This is a genomic window from Alphaproteobacteria bacterium (assembly GCA_030680745.1).
Lineage (GTDB): Bacteria > Pseudomonadota > Alphaproteobacteria > JAUXUR01 > JAUXUR01 > JAUXUR01.
The window spans coordinates 40,361-57,819 of the sequence record JAUXUR010000062.1 but is presented as its reverse complement, the minus strand read 5'-3'; the positions used below and the strand labels follow the sequence as shown (position 1 = coordinate 57,819).

The following is a 17,459-nucleotide window of genomic DNA, read 5'->3' as shown; positions in this document are numbered from 1 at the left end:
TGAAAGCGCATTTATTTACATTATTATTGATTTTCCTCCTCTATGATGATTTGATCATCATCTTCAAAGTGTTCGCGAAGACCATCAACAAATTCATCTATTTGTTTCAAAGGATCATTTATGTTGTGCCAAAAATCCTGCGCATATTTACTAGGATCGGATAAGGAAAGAATAATATTTGCTTTAAGTTGGTCTAATTTATCTTCAACTGTACCAGTAGACGCATTAATGCGTTCTACTTCTGGTTGTGCCAATGCAATGAAAATTTGATTGAAATTGGATGCATTGATTGAGATAACATCGTTAACGTGTATCATATTTAAAAATTGTTCAATAATGTTGTATGTTTGTCCGAACGTGCACGCTGATAGGTCAAGGCTATATTCAAGGCTTGCATAAGCTAAATTGTTCCGTAATGTTAGAAATTTGTCTTTTAAATCGTTTTTGTTGGGTGTCGTTGCATGAATGTTTAAGATGACCCTGAGTAAGAGAGCAAATAATCCTTGTGAATATTGACCTCTTTTAGGCTGTGAAAATTCGTTTATTTTTCGAGCAGCATTTTGAGCTATTGAAAGTAGTAATTTTTTGGCTCTGTAACGTAAGAAAGCATTTTCATATTCACGAATTTCTTCTATAGAGAAAACAGGGCCATATTCATGAAATCTACATTCTTTTTGTAGGTGAATGCAGGCTTTGTTGAATAATTCTCGAAAAGATATGTTTTTATCATGTTCGCTAATTTCAGGATTGTTATCAAATTTATATTTATAATCGGTAAAATAAGCATGGAATACTTCACTCATTTTATACTCATCGTAGGATGAATTTAACAATATTGCATTTTCGTGATCAGAATTATTTTCGTCATAGTTTATTATATAATTTAAAATATCTTTTGGCGTGTTTAATATTTCATGAAGGAAAAAAAGATGTTTATCCAAATCAATGTCTAGAATAACAGATTTTAAAATAAGTTCTATACCTATATCATTTAATGTTTTAGTTTTTTGTTCGTTTGTTGTTCCATCTTCGTTGCAATAAGGTAAAAATTTGTTGGCATTATATTTATAATTATCTAATGGAAGCTTTTTCCATAAATCTTGAATCATGTCGTCAGCTGCTTTATGCGATGCGTCAGAGTGAACTGATTGACGCTCTTCGTAATTTATGTGGGTGCCACGTAAGCGTGCATAGATTCTATTTAATGATGATCTTATTTCTTGAAGTTGAGTATAAATTTGATCATCCTTTGCCTGTATTCCCTTTTCAAGGCACTCTTCGCAAAACTTCATTTCATCAAGTTGGTCGTAATATTGCTTTATATAATCTGTAAAGTATTTAAGAATTGTTTTGATTTCTATGCGTTCAGCTTCAGTTAAATTTGGTTGATTGGGATTTCTAAAAAGTGTGTTTAATGTTCTAAATATACTATCAAGGCTGGCTCTTATATTTTCGTCATTTATTCTCATATAGAGAAAAACTTGGCTTGGAATCTTAAGAATAATGTGTTCGGGTATATTGGGTAAAAAACCTTTAAAAATTTTTTGTAAATTATCTTCTAAGTTTATCATATTGTTATATTTATAAAAAAAATTATGTATTGTATGAATAGAATTATTAATATTGTCTAGTATTTTAATATTTGTATTTATCTTAATTTCTGTTGAAAGATTGTTTTGGTCGTCTGTTTTTTGAAAAGATGAAAAAAGAGTGTTTATTTTACTTTTTAATAATACGTAAAACGTTTTTAGTGATTGAGAATTGCCCATTATTAAATTAAATCTTTCTATTTCTATTATGATATGAGTAAGATATAAGCGAATTTTAGAATTTTTAATTTTTGAATTATTTACAAATTCAAGAATAATGGAATAGATTGTATCAATCATTTCGTATTCATGTGTTTTTTCTATATTGTCTTCATTTAAAAAGTTAAATATTGAACATAAAAATCGTTTAATTTCTTTAAAATTATCTGGATAATTTTTGTTTTCTAAACAAGTAAAAGTAGCATTGTATAAAATTACTATTTGAATATTGTTGAGTGTTTTTTCCGAAATATCCGGAAAAACATCCTTGAATTGTTTTTTTACACTAGATGATGGCGGTTCTATGCCGATAATATTGCTTGCAAAATGGATTAAATTATTTTGTATAATGCTTGAAGGATTTTCTATTGCTGAAAGAAGATTACAAAATAAACTTATTTGATCAAAAGAAAGATCTGCGCATAAGCAGATTGCTTCTTTCCATTTTTTGCCCAATTTTTCTTTAAATATATTAACATATTCATTCGAAAAATTTTTTAGTTGGTCATCGCTCATTGAGAGGAAAGAGTTTATGTTGAAATGACGACACATTGAATCAATAGGGTGTTGTCGAGAACGATAATTATTTTTTTTATAGTTTGTTTTAAATATATATGGAAAATTTTTATGAAATTTTTTTATGTTTGCTAAAAGAAAGTTTTTTTTATCGTTGCTTATATTTTTTAAAGTTGATTTTATTATTTGTTGATTTTTTGTTGATAATAACAAAAAATATTTTTTATTTTCGTCATTTATTGAATTGTTAAAAAATTCTAAAAAAGAGATTTCATCTTTGCTATTTTGATTTATTAACATGATGTTTTTTTTATTATTTTTTATTGTTGAATTTGTTTTTTCGTAATCATTAACATATGTTTGTACATTTTCATCTGATATATTTTTATTGTCCAAAATGTAGTTAAAAACGCTAAAAAGCAAAGTTGGGCACTTGTTTTCTTTTTCAAGTCTATCAATTGTTTTTTTTATAAAATTAATTTTTTCTTTTGTTACGCTTGCCTTTATAAATTTATTAAGGACATCTGGCATGCTAAAGGTTATTTCTTTTGATTTGGATGTAATTTTATGAAAAATATCAATTAAAATCATATTATTGTCAATATTTGTTCGATATTTCTTTTTAAAATATTTTGCTAATATTATTGCTGTTTTTGAATTTTGTAAAAGTGTTGTATTTTTTTTGTATATTTTTTTAAAAGCATTAAGAAAATCTTCTTTTTCTTTTTCATCAGTGATTTCATTTTTGATAAAATTTACATAAGTTGAAGTTTTTTTTTCGAGTGATTTTAATAATTCTTCCCAAGTGATTGGTTCTGGATAATTCAGTTCTTGTTCCATTTCTAATCGTGACAATTTTCTTTTTTTTAACAGTTTTTTGTTTTCTTTTTTTTCTTCACGTTTCCTTTTTTTTGGATTTATAGCATTGTTTTGGTTAGTGTTTGGAACTAGATGGTCTATTATATTTTGATCTTCACCATTTTCTTCTTCATCTTTGATTGAATTGGTTGAATTTTCTTCGTTTTTAATGGCGTATAATGATCCCATTGCAAAGAAAGTTGATAAGATAAATGAGTAAATCAATGTTTTTTTCAAAATAATCTCCAGGAATTGAATAATAGAGATCTTTTTACCACATGTACTATATAAGATGCAATTAATTTTTAAATAAATATGTTGTTTAGAATAATATTAAAGTCTTTTCTTATGGTTGAGTAATTTTTTGATTAAAATAGTTTTAATATATTCTTTTGAGACATAAATCGGTGCGATAATAGAAACTTCATTGGATGTTTCTGGATCGAGAGCGCTTGCTTTTATTGAATTACCAATCGTAATAAACTCAAAATAAATGTTTTTTTCTCTCGCGTTTACCCGCATTTTGAAATAGTTTGGCTGTAACGCAAAAGATCATTCCAAAAGGATTCTAGTTTTTTAAGTCCCATATTTGTATGATTTATATCTTCGGGTGTTAATCCAAATTGTTGTAGTTTTTTGATGTGGGTATCTATAAAGCCATCCATTATTTTTTTGAATTGATGCCCTTTGTAAGTGAGGGTGACTTTGATTGACCTTTTGTCTTGGCGGGATCGATGAAAATCAATATATCCTGATTGATGAAGTTTTTGGGCGTTATATGAAACATTTGACCCTAAATAATAGCCATGCGATGTAAGCTCACTCATTGTGACTTCGTCTTCGACGATATTAAAAAGAATCAAGCTTTGGACAGCATTAATGTCTTCAACGGCGCGTTTATCGAGTTCAGCTTTAATTACTTCCAGAAATTGTCTATGAAGTTGTTCTATTAATTTAATAGATTCTAAATAACTAGCTTTCACGACACGCCTTGAATAGATTAGACTTTTTCGAAACTCTACTGTTGTGGTCAATTAATGCGTCATTTTGGTACTCATATCCTCATGTATATAAGGATACATTGTGGTCTTCCGTGCCAAACTTCCTATTACTCGCCTCACATCAGCGAGTTTCGGAAGAAGTCTATTGTTATTCCTCAAATTTTAGTTCTTTCGCATCTTTAGGATTAAAATAAGTATCAACCTGTTGAGCTGAAATATCCTCAAGTTTTGAGGGTTGCCAAATAGGTTTTTGATCTTTGTCAATTAAAAGGGCGCGAACACCTTCGAAAAACTCATTTTCATTCATGAAGGATTGACTTAAACGATATTCCATCTCAAGGCCTTTTTTAAGGTCTAGGTTTTTGCCAAGTAAGATTTGTTTATGCGTTACCTTCAAGCTGGTGGGCGATTTTTGCAATAATTGATCAGCACAATTTTTTGCCCATGAATCGTCAGTTGCTTTTAATGTGGTGATGATACTGTTGATATCTTTTTGACCAAAACAATGCTCTATGATTTTTTCTTTGTTTTTAAGGGGATGCGTGCCTGGGTCTTGATGTATTTCTGTTAATATATTATCCATTTGTTGAAAAGAATCGTCACCCCATTGGGCTTCGATTAATGTTTCTTCAAGTGCGGGCAGGGAGGAGGAGGATGTATAATGTGTAACGAGCCCTAAAGCGTAAGAATCTTTGGCGTCAATTTTATCGCCAGTGAGGCCTAAATATAAGCCCATTGCGTCCGGACAACGGGATAAGAAATGCGTGCCGCCAACATCAGGGAAAAAACCAATATTTGTTTCGGGCATGGCGAAAATGAGTTTTTCAGTGGCTAAACGATATTTTCCATTAATTGAAACGCCGGCACCTCCACCCATGGTGATACCATTTAAAAACGAAATATATGGCTTTGGAAAAGTGTTAATTAAATAATTGAGGTTATATTCATCTTCGTAAAATTGTATTAAAAAATCGTGCTCACCTTGTTGTTTTGCATGATACATTGCACGCACATCGCCACCTGCACAAAAAGCTTTATCGCCTGCGCCTTTTACTAAAACCGCTTTAATACTGTTATCATCAGCCCATACTTTTAATTGTTTGGTCATCGTTTTAATCATTGCATAATTTAAGGCATTTAAAGCCTTTGGTCTGTTCAGTGTTAAGATGCCGAGATTATTACGTTCTTGGATAATGATTTCGTCGTGATGACTCATTTTGGATTCCTTTAATTTTCCAATAGTTTTTTAGCTATGATAACGCGCATGATTTCATTGGTACCTTCAAGAATTTGGTGTACGCGTAAATCCCTGAAGAATCGTTCGATAGGGTAGTCTTTTAAATAGCCATAACCGCCATGTAATTGAAGTGCTTGATTGACGACATCAAAACCGATATCAGTTGCAAAACGTTTGGCCATGGCGCAATGAAGCGTTGTATCGGGATGATGATTATCAAGAGAACTTGCAGCGCGATAAACCATTAATTGTGCCGCTGATAATTCCGTTGCCATATCAGCAAGTTTGAATTGAAGTGCTTGAAAATCAGAAAGTTTATGACCAAATTGTGATCGCGATTGAATATAATCTTTGGCGGCAGCAAGGCATGCATTGGCACCACCAAGAGAGCATGCTGCAATATTAATGCGGCCACCATCAAGGGCTTTCATGGCAATTTTGAAACCTTCACTTTCTTGGCCTAATCTATTTTCAATGGGAATTTTACACTCATTAAACTGTACAATCGCCGTTGGTTGACTGTTCCAGCCCATTTTTTTTTCGGGTTTCCCAAAAGTAAGGCCAGGGGTGTTTTTGTCGACAAGAAGGCAGGAAATACCTTTGGCACCAGGTCCATTGCTGCGGACCATGACAAGATATAAATCGCTAATGCCAGCCCCTGAAATAAAAGCCTTGCTACCATTAACGATATAATGATCGCCTTTTAAGATCGCTTTTGTTTGAAGGGAGGCCGCATCTGATCCAGCGTTAGGTTCAGTCAAACAATAACTGGAGAAATGCTCCATATTCATCAATTTGGGCAAGAATCGATTGCGTTGTTCTTCTGTGCCAAATTGATCGATTAATCCTGCAACCATATTATGGATTGAAAGATAGGCGGCACTTGAAACGCAGGCGGAGGATAAGGATTCAAATAATAAAGCGGCTTCTATGCGACCTAGACCCGAACCACCAACATCTTCTTTGACATAGATACCAGCAAACCCTAAAGATGCTGCTTTTTTAAATGTTTCAACAGGAAATGTTTTTGTTTCATCCCAATGCGCAGCATATGGTTTTAATTCATTGTCAGCAAAATCTTGCGCAAGATCTTTAAGGGCGTTTTGGGCGTCAGATAAAATAAAGTCCATCAATTCCACATTTTTTTTGGGTGTTAGATAGAATGTAACTTTATTATTCTAAATAAAATTTAAATGAATGGAAGTCTTAAATGAAAAAATCTATTCATTTATATGAGGTGAGATTTAACAGTCACGTTTGTTGAATATTTTCTAGAATTTCGAGCTATTAGGAATGGAAGCTTATTGTTTATAAAAAAATACATATCCGTTCTTCCCCCTATCATTTTTAGACCAAAAATTATACACTCTAGTGAATTCTATATGTTCTTCTTATGATAGATAGGTAGATTATGATCACCCTTAAGCATATAAAAAACGCAGCACAGATTATTGAAAATGATATTTTTAGGACGCCTCTTGTTTTTTCACCGCAGCTTGCAAGTGTTTTGGGTGTTAAGGAAGTTGTTCTAAAGCTAGAAAATTTGCAATATACCGGGTCTTTTAAGGAAAGGGGCGTTGTTAACAAATTAGCAGAATTAACGCCTGCACAACGTGCACAAGGTGTTGTTTGTGCGTCTGCCGGGAATCATTCACAAGCATTGGCCTATCATGCATTACGTATGAATATTCCTGCGAGTGTTGTGATGCCAGAAACAACGCCTTTGAATAAAATTTCAAGATGCCGTTCTTATGGACCACAGGTGATTCTGTCTGGTCAAATTCTGGATGAATCTATAATCATTGCTAAAGAAATTGCAAAAAACGAAAAGAAAGTTTTTATTCATCCTTTTGATGATGAGTCAATTATTGCAGGGCAGGGAACAATTGGTCTTGAAATATTTCAAGACAAGCCTGATTTAGATTATTTGATTGTACCTATTGGTGGGGGTGGTCTTATCAGTGGGATTGCAACTGCTGTTAAGGCTTTGAATCCTAAGATTAAAATTATTGGTGTTGTATCGGATGCTTATCCACAGCTTCATGAAAGATTGCAGGGTGGAATCGTTACCCATTTTTCGGATACAAAGCGTCGTGAAACATTGGCAGATGGTATTGCAGTTAAAAAAACGGGTGAATTTACATTTGAGTTGATCCAAAAATATGTGGATGAAGTTCTAGTCGTTGACGAACATTTTATTGAACTTGGTGTGTTCATGCTAAGTGAAAAACAAAAATTCATTGTTGAAGGGGCAGGGGCGGTGCCTTTGGCTGCAGCTTTACAATATAAGCATCTGTTTCAGGATCGTAAAATCGGTTTGGTTATTAGTGGTGGTAATATCGATTTACGTGTTTTATCCTCTATTTTGATGCGTGGCCTTATGAAGGCTGGGCGGCTCGCGCGTATTAATGTATGTGGAAGCGATGCGCCTGGGACGCTTGCAAAAGTAGCTAGCATTATTAGCCAAAAAGGTGGTAATGTTATTGACATATTTCACCAGCGTGTTTTTTATGACTCGCCTGTTAAACGGGTAGATATGCAATTCATGATTGAGTTTGAAAGTATGCAACAAATGCAGATCCTTATTCAATCGCTTAATGATGAAGGTTTTGAGACAAAAGCCACAGATTCTATAAAGCTATTGAGCGAATATTATGATGATTATAAAACAGTAAAACTTGTATCGTAAATCAGATGAATGAAAAAGAAATGACAGAACAAGAATTAAATATACCTTTAGAAATTGTAGAATCCGACAATCTTTATCGCGATGTGCGTATTAAAAAGATGGAAGAATTAAGGGGAATGGGTGTTAATCCTTATCCTTATAAATTTGAAAAAACGCATGATGCTTTACCCTTACAAGAAAAATATGCCGAATTGGCAATGGGCGAAGAAACGAATGATAAAGTCATCGTTGCTGGTCGCATTATGGCGTATCGTAATTCGGGTATGTTTATTGATTTGCAAGATGTAACAGGCCGAATTCAAGTTTTTTGTCATAAAAATAGACTCGATGAACAACAATTAAAAGTCATATCGCTTTTTGATTTGGGCGATATTATCGGGGTTTATGGTTATATACGAAGAACGCCTCGTGGTGAATTAACGATTAATGCTGAAAAAGTAGATTTGTTATCAAAATCACTTTTGCCACTCCCTGAAAAATATCATGGTCTAACAGATAAAGAAGTGCGTTATCGCCAACGTTATCTTGATTTGATTATGAACGAATCAACACGCGTGACTTTACGTAATCGCAGTAAAATTATTGCGTCCATCAGACAATATTTGAACGGTCTAGACTTTTTAGAAGTCGAAACACCGATGCTTCATTCAATTTTTGGTGGTGCTGCAGCACTTCCTTTTGCGACGCATCATAATACGTTGAATATGAAGCTTTATTTAAGGGTCGCACCAGAACTTTACTTAAAAAGATTGATTGTGGGTGGCCTTTCAGAAAAAGTATTTGAATTAAATCGTTGCTTTAGAAATGAAGGTATTTCTTTTAAGCATAATCCTGAATTTACATCGATTGAAATTTATCAAGCTTATGCTGATTTCACTGATATGATGGATTTAACTGAAAATATTATATCCTATGTTGCTGAAACGGTCTTCGGGACCTTGGATTTTGAATATGATGGCAAACAAATATCCTTTAAAGGGCCTTGGGCCAGACGATCAATGCTTGATTTGATTCATGATGTGACAAATGTCCATTTTGGTGAATTAGATAACGCGCAAGCCTATCAAGAAGCCCATAAGTTAGGCGTTGAAGTGCCCAAGGGTGCGAATTGGGGTAAAATTGTTGAAGCAGTTTTTGGTGAAAAAGTAGAAACAAAACTTATTCAGCCAACGCATGTAACACATTTTCCACGTGAAATTTCACCTTTAGCGCGTGAAGATCGCGATAATCCTAGATTGACAGAACGTTTTGAAAGTTTTGTGAATGGTTGGGAATTAGCCAATGCTTTTTCGGAACTTATTGATCCGATCGATCAACGTGGTCGTTTCGAGCAGCAAATGAGTGAGCGCGGGGCAGGTGACGTCGAAGCGCATCCTATGGATGAAGATTTTGTGACCTCACTAGAATATGGTATGCCACCAACAGGTGGGCTTGGCATTGGTATTGATCGTTTAATCATGTTGTTAACAGGATCCTTGACGATTCGAGATGTTATTGCTTTTCCAACATTAAGACCCAAAACTGACTAGATAAAGACTGCGGAGTAAATAAATGCGATTGATTTTAGCTTCTTTAACGTTTGGTTTTATGGTGCATGCAGTAAGTATTGCCAAAAGTGCTGATGATTTTATTGAGGAAGTGGAAGAGCTGAATCATAAAATGCAGGATGCGCATCCTGCTGGACAATATGATATACCACACCATCAGCCTGCTATATTACCTAAAAATCATTTTGCGCCGCATCATGCACCAACGCCTGAAGCGCGTGCTGAAATTATGATTAGTAATCTCAATGATGTTGTGCGTGATTTAACAGGTAAAATTGAAAAACTGGAACATCAAGTTGGTTTGTTAGAGCAAAAATTAGGCGATAAGCCCCAGGATGTTGCTACTACTACATCAAATGTTCCATCTAACGATGCAGTCACCTATGAATCAGATACGCAGAAGGCCGCTGATGATGAACAATATGCCTCTTCAAAAGAGGCGACCGTTAAAACTTTAGGAACAGTATCACCAGAAACTGTGCAAGCCTTAGATCCCGAAATTAAAAAAGCGAAATTAGAACCTGTAAAACCTTTGGAAATTCCAGGTACAGCTAAAGAGCATTATGATTATGCTTATAATTTGTTGCTTTCGAAAGATTTAGGTGGCGCTCAAATTGCGTTTAAAGCGTTTATTAAAAAATATCCCAATCATGAATTGGCAGCGAATGCTAAATATTGGTTAGGTGAAACGTATTATGCGAGCCAAAATTTTCAGAAAGCAGCCAAAAAATTTTTGGTAGGCTATCAAGAGCATAAAACAAAACCGAAGGCACCTGATAATTTGTTGAAGCTCGCTTTATCATTAGAGCAGCTTAAAGAAAATCAAAAAGCCTGTACGATTATTAAGAAAATTCAGTCTGAATATCCTACGGCGACAGCTATTTTAGAGCGCGCAAAGCAAGAATCTGCAAAATTGAAATGTGCGGGTTGAGGTGTAGTGTAAATTCTAAAAAAAACCAATCTATGGGTCAATTTTTTTTCATGCTTAAAACTTGCCTACACACCTTTGTTTTCCTGAACGCGTTGAAGCTTTGCTTCATACGCAGATTCAGGATCCAGAACTAAATACATGCTCGTAAGAGCATGACAAGTTTACATAAATTGTGTCATGATCTTCGATCATGATTATTATCTGGACCCTGAATCCTACTCGAAGCTTCTCTTCTCTCCTGTTCAGGGAAACGGCTGGATATTTGCCAGATTTAAAACCTTAATTATTTTTTGTCCCGTAGATTAATAAAAAATTAATTTGACGGCTTAATTCTTTTATATTACAGATAGCTACAATCTAAATAGGGTGGAGTTTATTTGATGAATATTCGTTATTTTGCCGTTTGTGCTTTTTTTCTTATGTCGTGGGAATCTTCTGCTGGATTGTTTAAAGATTATCTTATTTATGTATCCTCGTTAGAAAATCTTGAGACATGTTATGTTTGTGGTTATACGCCAGAAGAAAGATATCAAGAATTATTAAGACGCGCAGAAAATAATCCAGAAGCGCTTTCATGTGTCATTAAAGCTATTGGTGAAGGTGATATAGGACAAAATGAAAGACCTATAAAAGATAGATTTGAAGAACTTCAGGATTATTCAAATCAAGGAAATGAACTCGCACATAAATATGAATTGAAATTTTTAAAAGATGGATATCGTCTTGATCTTACTTTAGAAGAACGTTTGAAGATTTTAGAAAAAAAAGCCGAAATTCAAAATGATTATGAAGCAGACGCAATACATAGTGAGCTTCTTTATAATAAATTTTTCGAATTTCATTTTAGTGGTGTTCCTTTAGAAGATAATATTTATTTTAAGCGCTTGATCCTTAAGGCGGAAATGGGTGATGAGATTGCATCTTTTTATATTAATTCTTGGATTGCACATGAATCTATTTATCCAGAAGATTGCTATTCTGTACGGGTTGAAAGACGGATGAGCGAGGATCCTGATTTTAAAAAAGCACGTATTAAAAGTTATCAAAATGAACAAAATGCAACTATTTTATCTAATGGATTTAAAAGATCGTTAAAATATTTATTTCCTTTATTGCCTGTGCAAGGTTATGTTTGGTCGGTTAAAAATATTTTTCTTTCAGAAAAAAAACAACGTATAAAAACTTTAGAAGAAAAGAAAAAGAATGATAAATCTGTTGAATTATTATTGTCGCTTGATTTACCTTTGGGTAAAGATCTTTGTTCTTTGTACGATGATTATTTAATAACAAAACGCTATGACAAAAATGGAATAATTAACGAAAAAATAAAGACATTGAACAAAGAACTGGAAGAAGAAAAAAACAAAATAGATAAAATAAAAAAAGAAAAAAGAGATTTAAAAATATTAAAAATTTCAAATTATTTGTGTATTAGTGACGATCCTTATAACGCTTTTAAAAGCAGAAAACAAAAATTATTAGAAAAAGAACAACAGCTTGAAGAAGAATATACCATATTAATAGAGAATGAATGGAAAATTCAACGTAATATAGATTACAATAACAGAGAAATTAAACGTCCAAGACAAAAAGAATATCTTAAAACGCTTTATAGCCATTCGCCAGAACAGTTCAAATATCATCAACTTGTTCGACGTGAAGAAATTGCTAAAAAAAAGAAAGAATTTATAGCTAATATTGATTTTGAAAAATTGTGTGAGCGAGCAGCTGATCTAAGTGGTTGGTAAGAATTATAGTTGTTTAAAGTTTCTAATATTAACTAATTTTTAACACTCAACATTTATAATAATATCAATGGGTCAATTGAATGTTTGGAGAAAAAAATGTTGAATGTTTCAAAAAACTGAGTTTGGCAGGTGCATTTCTTTTATTGTCTTCTGTATTTGTAAATAATACTTATGCGGTTTCAGATGCTGTGCTTATTTATGAAGGAACAGTGACAGGTAATTGTGAAACTTCACTTGAAGCAATGTATTTATCAGCAAATCCTGAAGGTAAGCCATCAAAATTTGATAGATTAAAGGGTGCTGCAAAAAAACTTGTAGGAAAATCTAAAGTTCCAATAACTAATGAAATGTTTAATGCTGCACAAGGTATATATAATGCTTCATTAGAGAAATACGTTTCTGCTAAAAAGACAAAAAGTGATACTGAGCTTATGAGTCAATTAGATACAATGGCTAGTCAGTGTAAAATTTTTGCGGCACCACTTGGGTGATTTGCAGAAGGATAATGTCAAAACGTTTTAGAATGATTGTAAATAGCCCCAAATTGATGTTTGGGGCTATTATTTTGAATTGTTATAATAAATTGTAAATTAGGTTGAAGCTAATCTATATTTAATTATTTTTGTTGAACATTTAAATAAAACATATTATATTCTTTAACATAAAAATACATATTTAGTTATTTTTTTTAATAAAAATTATGTTGTTTTATAATTGATTAATAAGCCTTAAAAGGATGTGCAATGTTTAAAAAAATTATTTTTTCTCTTTTTTCTTTATGCTATCTATCAACTTCTTTTGCTGTTGTGTCCAATGGTTATCACAAAGATCAAGATTATGTTGATTTAGCTCATAGTGATGAAAGATTTAACGCTATTGGTTATATTTATGATTATAATAAAAAAGGATGGTCTACAGGGACTCTTGTTCAAAACGACACAAAAGCAATTGTAATTACGTGTATGCACTCTTTGGAAGATTATATTCCTGATGATTATGATGCCTCAAAATCTGAACCGATTCCTGTTGAGGGGCTTTATATGGGGTTTGGCTCTGAAGTAATGTTTAGCAAAAGCGTACAATATAAAGTAAAATCAATTGTTTTAAATAGTGAGTATATTAAACATTTTCGTTTAAATTCAAAAAATAAGTATCGGTATGATGTAGCATTTTTAGAGCTTGAAAATAGGGTTCCTGGCGTTAATGCTGTTCCTTTGGTAGAGGCTGGGTCTGGAAAAGTGGATAAAGGTGCATTTTTGGGATATGGAAAATGCATAAAAAAAGCTGCAATTGTGCCTAATTTAGAACTTTCAACGGTGAGAACGCGAGAAGATTCTCCAATGTTAATGTCAATTCTTAGAAAACCTGATTTGGAGTCGAATCCAAATAATAATTTTTTTAAGAAATGGAAAGCTTCAGATTTTAAACCTTATGCTATGGCTGAACATGGAGATAGTGGTGGTCCGCTTCTTATTAAGTCTCGCAAAGGCAATATCTATGTTGCTGGAATTGTAAGTGGTTGTGGCTTTACTAATGCTGCAAAAGATAAAGAGTTTTTAAAATCAATTGATAATTTTGAATCAATTGATATGTCGAATTATTCACTTGATGATCTTTATGATAATGTTAGTATTTTATTTGCAACTATTATTGATTATTCTGACCGTGGGGTATGGCTTAATGGTTCAATAGATGAAATGTTTAAAATTACACAAGGTAAAAAATTATTACATAATAAAAGCTTGATTGATTTATACTGTGATATTGAATCTAAATGTCAATTAACAGAACATATTTTAGAACCATCTGCTGCTTTAGATTTAGAACAACCTGTAACGATTTCTATTGATGCTCCAGCATATGATCTAATGCTCAATTCAAATGAAAATATTGGCATAAATAATGTAGAAATTGAACGAAATGAATTTGGTTATTCTTTAAGAGGAAAATTTTATGATATTCTTGGTATTATGAATTTATTTTCTTTGAATAGAACTGGATTATCCCGTGCAAGTATTGATGTGCGTATAAAAGGATTTAGTAAAGAAGCCAATAAAGAAATTCATGATTTTCTTCCACTCACTATAAATATAAAAAATTAATAAATTACATTGTGAAATTGCTAAATAACATGTAGATAAGCCCCAAATTGATGTTTGGGGCTTTTTTATTATTATGCAGGACTATACCTAAATGATCTGAAACTACCGTTTTTAGTCTATGACCTTTGGTCGCTTTGAACCAAAAATTCCTAAGGTAAAACAATTACCTGTCGTTATTTTTGGCATCAAAAATCACCTCAAATTTCATGCCAAAAAATCGGTATTTCCAAATCATTTCGGTATAAGCGTTAATTTCTTTTGTTCAACTTTAGGATTTTTTGGAATTTCAACATATTTTCCTTTTGCCCAAAGTTTAAGAAAATTCATGTAATAAGGCGATAAGAAATTGCCTGATTGACCTGGTGCAATCATAAATTGGCTTTGCTCAAGATCGCTCATATCATAAATGGCGCGAAGTCCAGGACCATGTTCTTGAATAAATGAATCCATTGGCAACATAACAGAGGCTGCTTCATTAATTGTATATTTGTGACCAGGTGTCGAAATGTAATGATCTGTTATTTTATTAATGATCGGAATATGTTTGAATAAACTATGTTGGAAGCCTGCTTTATGCGCCTTACCCCAACGCCATTTCTGATGATCCTTGCCGAATTTGTCCGAAAGCATAATATACGCTTTGTCAAAGGCTTCTGTCACTTTTGCTTTACAAATTACATTGTTTTCGGGGCTGGATGTTTGGCAATTGTGATGTCCGTTGCTAAGCACTTGGATAATTGATTCAGGGCGCCACCATAAATAATCATCATATAAATCACCTAATCTGTTTTTGAAGGTAACTTCATGTAATTGTTTGAGCCACGCTTCAAAAAACAATGGCTCAAACGCTTTTTTAGACATTGAACCATCCCAAGATTTGATATTTGCATGGAGTTGTGCTTCTGCTGGTCCTTTGGGTTCTGCTTCTAACAAAAGAGGCAAGAAATCTTGGGCGAGTACTGAAACAGTGTCGAGCTGGATTTTTTTAAATGTGTTAACACTGTGTTTTTGAGGTTCATCAAAAAGTGTTTTAAGACGTGATGCACGTGCACCTGGTATATCATATTCATACGCAATGTGGTGTGGATAGGATTCATCAACGATTTTATTATTTGCATTAAAAACAAGGTTTGATTTTGGATTATATGTATGGGGCAATTCATCAAATGGAATAAAGCCATTCCAATCATAATCACCACTCCATCCTGGTACTGCCACAAGCCCAGATCCTTTTTTGCGAATAGGTATTCTTGCAGGTGCATAAAAGCCAATATTGCCGTCAATATCTGCGTAATGAACGTTTTGTTGTGGTGAATGGATATTTGACATTGCTTGTTTAAAGTCTGTCCAGTTACGCGATAAATTGAGTTGATAAAGACCTTGTGATGTTTTATCACCTGGTTCTAAAGCTGGCCAAGCGAGTGCTAAAACTTCATTTTTGAAATTTTTTGTTTTGGCGTCTTTTAAAATATCTGAAATAACAACACCATGTCGTGTTTGTCTTACTTTCAAATAAATTTTTTGTCCGCCTTTAATTTTGATTTCTTCATCTCGTGTGACAAAGGGTAAAGATCCTTCTGGCGCCAAATAATGATCAGAATTATTAGGATCAATTTTTTCAACGAATACATCTTGAACGTCACCCATGGTTGTTGTGCAACCCCAGGCGATATTTGCATTACGTCCTAAAACAACGAAAGGTACAGAAGGGGCTGTTGCACCTACGAAGGTGTGTTCAGGTGTTTCAATACGGGCCAAATACCAATTGCCAGGTGTGATTAATTGAAGATGTGGGTCATTGGCAAGAATAGGTTTACCAGATTCTGTACGATCGCCATGGATAACCCAAGCATTGGAAGCAATTTGAGGTGCCAGTTTATTGGGGATCGATGTTAATAGTTTTTGTGCAAGATCGGACGCTTCTAATTCTTCTTTGGTAAGGGTGACAACTCCATTTTCGGGTGTGTTTGGCCAAAATTTATTGAGTTCCTCTTCACTCATTATATGAAGCATTTGACTGCGCAAAAGATCATTACGCCAATTATGACTAAGGGCCAGTGCCATAGATTTTTGCCAAAGCAGCGAATCTTGGGGTTTCCATTCTTCAGGCGTATAGGTTAGAGCATAAAATTCGGGGGAGAGGGCACCTTTATGATCTTTAATATAAGCATTAACGCCTTTGGTATAGGCTTCTAAAATGTTTTGAAGCTCTTTGGAAAGCAGTTCAAAATCTTGTTGAACAAGATGGTTAAAACCCATGACGCGCATAAATTTATCGTTTTCCAAAGCGCGTTCACCATAGACTTCGGATAACCGACCTGATGTATAACGACGGACCATATCCATTTGCCACAAACGATCTTGTGCATGTAAAAAACCAAGCGCAAAAGAAGCATCTTGCAAATTTTTTGCTTTAATGTAAGGGATGCCTTCCGCGTCGCGTGTAATTTGAACTTTTTCGGTAAGACCTGTAAGATTATATTCTTCATTGTCTTTTGGTAAACCTGTTTTCAACCAAAAGTAAAATCCTGTCCCCAATATAAGCGCAAGAAGTATAAGAGTTAAAAATGTGTAAGATGTGTACTTAATAAATTTTTTAAATCGCGATGGTTGTGTATAATAAATCGAAGGTTTTTTGTGTGTAATAGTCGAGGAACGTGGATTCATTTTAAATTCCTTAATAAGACTAATTCTGAATTAAAGATGTTAGAAATTATATTATTTCGTCGTTGCGAGTTTTCCAACACTCAAAAGAGGTGGACTTAAAAGGAATGACAACTACCATCCGTCATTGCGAGGGGCCCAAATTTAAAAGGGGCCCCGCGGCAATCTCCTTGAAAAATTGAGATCGCCACACCCCCCCCAAAAAAAAAGAGGTGGGGGTTCGCGATGACGATGTGAGGTGGCTCGTCATTAGAAGCTGCAAAGCAGCGAAGCAATCTAGTTCTAAAATCAACATTTATAGCCTTTGAAAGGCTATTTTCTGGATTGCTTCTTCGTCTTCGACTCATCGCAACGACGG

The 17,459-nt window shown here is 33.6% G+C and carries 11 protein-coding genes; 6 read left to right on the top strand and 5 right to left on the bottom strand.

The window, feature by feature from the left end; all coding sequences use genetic code 11:
- Window positions 1–23 precede the first annotated feature (23 nt).
- From Q8L85_07325 to Q8L85_07310, 4 genes are all read right to left on the bottom strand, one after another.
- Entirely contained in the window at window positions 24–3,419 is a 3,396-nt protein-coding gene (locus tag Q8L85_07325) for a hypothetical protein (protein MDP1724498.1), read from the bottom strand.
- Window positions 3,420–3,694: 275 nt separating this feature from the next.
- Window positions 3,695–4,165, bottom strand: coding sequence for a MarR family transcriptional regulator (locus tag Q8L85_07320; protein MDP1724497.1), 471 nt, complete (start codon window positions 4,163–4,165; stop codon window positions 3,695–3,697).
- A 166-nt stretch (window positions 4,166–4,331) separates the two neighbouring features.
- On the bottom strand, window positions 4,332–5,399 hold the full coding sequence (locus tag Q8L85_07315; protein ID MDP1724496.1) for an enoyl-CoA hydratase/isomerase family protein: 1,068 nt from the start codon (window positions 5,397–5,399) through the stop codon (window positions 4,332–4,334).
- Between the two features lie 11 nt (window positions 5,400–5,410).
- A complete protein-coding gene (locus tag Q8L85_07310) occupies window positions 5,411–6,550 on the bottom strand; it encodes an acyl-CoA dehydrogenase family protein (GenBank protein MDP1724495.1) in 1,140 nt (379 codons plus the stop codon).
- A gap of 281 nt (window positions 6,551–6,831) precedes the next feature.
- Between Q8L85_07310 and Q8L85_07305 the strand changes: the two genes are divergently transcribed.
- The 6 genes from Q8L85_07305 (at window position 6,832) to Q8L85_07280 (ending at window position 14,437) form a co-directional block, all read left to right on the top strand.
- Window positions 6,832–8,109, top strand: a complete 1,278-nt coding sequence (locus Q8L85_07305) for a threonine ammonia-lyase (GenBank protein ID MDP1724494.1) — start codon at window positions 6,832–6,834, stop codon at window positions 8,107–8,109.
- A gap of 20 nt (window positions 8,110–8,129) precedes the next feature.
- A complete protein-coding gene (lysS, locus tag Q8L85_07300; protein ID MDP1724493.1) occupies window positions 8,130–9,638 on the top strand; it encodes a lysine--tRNA ligase in 1,509 nt (502 codons plus the stop codon).
- A 22-nt stretch (window positions 9,639–9,660) separates the two neighbouring features.
- Window positions 9,661–10,587, top strand: a complete 927-nt coding sequence (gene ybgF / locus Q8L85_07295) for a tol-pal system protein YbgF (GenBank protein ID MDP1724492.1) — start codon at window positions 9,661–9,663, stop codon at window positions 10,585–10,587.
- Between the two features lie 380 nt (window positions 10,588–10,967).
- Window positions 10,968–12,335 carry a hypothetical protein gene (locus tag Q8L85_07290; GenBank protein ID MDP1724491.1) on the top strand — a complete coding sequence of 456 codons (1,368 nt, stop codon included), beginning with the start codon at window positions 10,968–10,970 and terminating at the stop codon, window positions 12,333–12,335.
- Between the two features lie 80 nt (window positions 12,336–12,415).
- On the top strand, window positions 12,416–12,826 hold the full coding sequence (locus tag Q8L85_07285; GenBank protein MDP1724490.1) for a hypothetical protein: 411 nt from the start codon (window positions 12,416–12,418) through the stop codon (window positions 12,824–12,826).
- 252 nt (window positions 12,827–13,078) lie between these two features.
- Window positions 13,079–14,437: a trypsin-like serine protease gene (locus Q8L85_07280; protein MDP1724489.1), complete on the top strand. Its 1,359-nt coding sequence runs from the start codon at window positions 13,079–13,081 to the stop codon at window positions 14,435–14,437.
- A 231-nt stretch (window positions 14,438–14,668) separates the two neighbouring features.
- On the opposite strand, the gene Q8L85_07275 is transcribed toward Q8L85_07280, so the two are convergent.
- On the bottom strand, window positions 14,669–17,104 hold the full coding sequence (locus Q8L85_07275; protein ID MDP1724488.1) for a penicillin acylase family protein: 2,436 nt from the start codon (window positions 17,102–17,104) through the stop codon (window positions 14,669–14,671).
- Window positions 17,105–17,459: the final 355 nt, after the last annotated feature.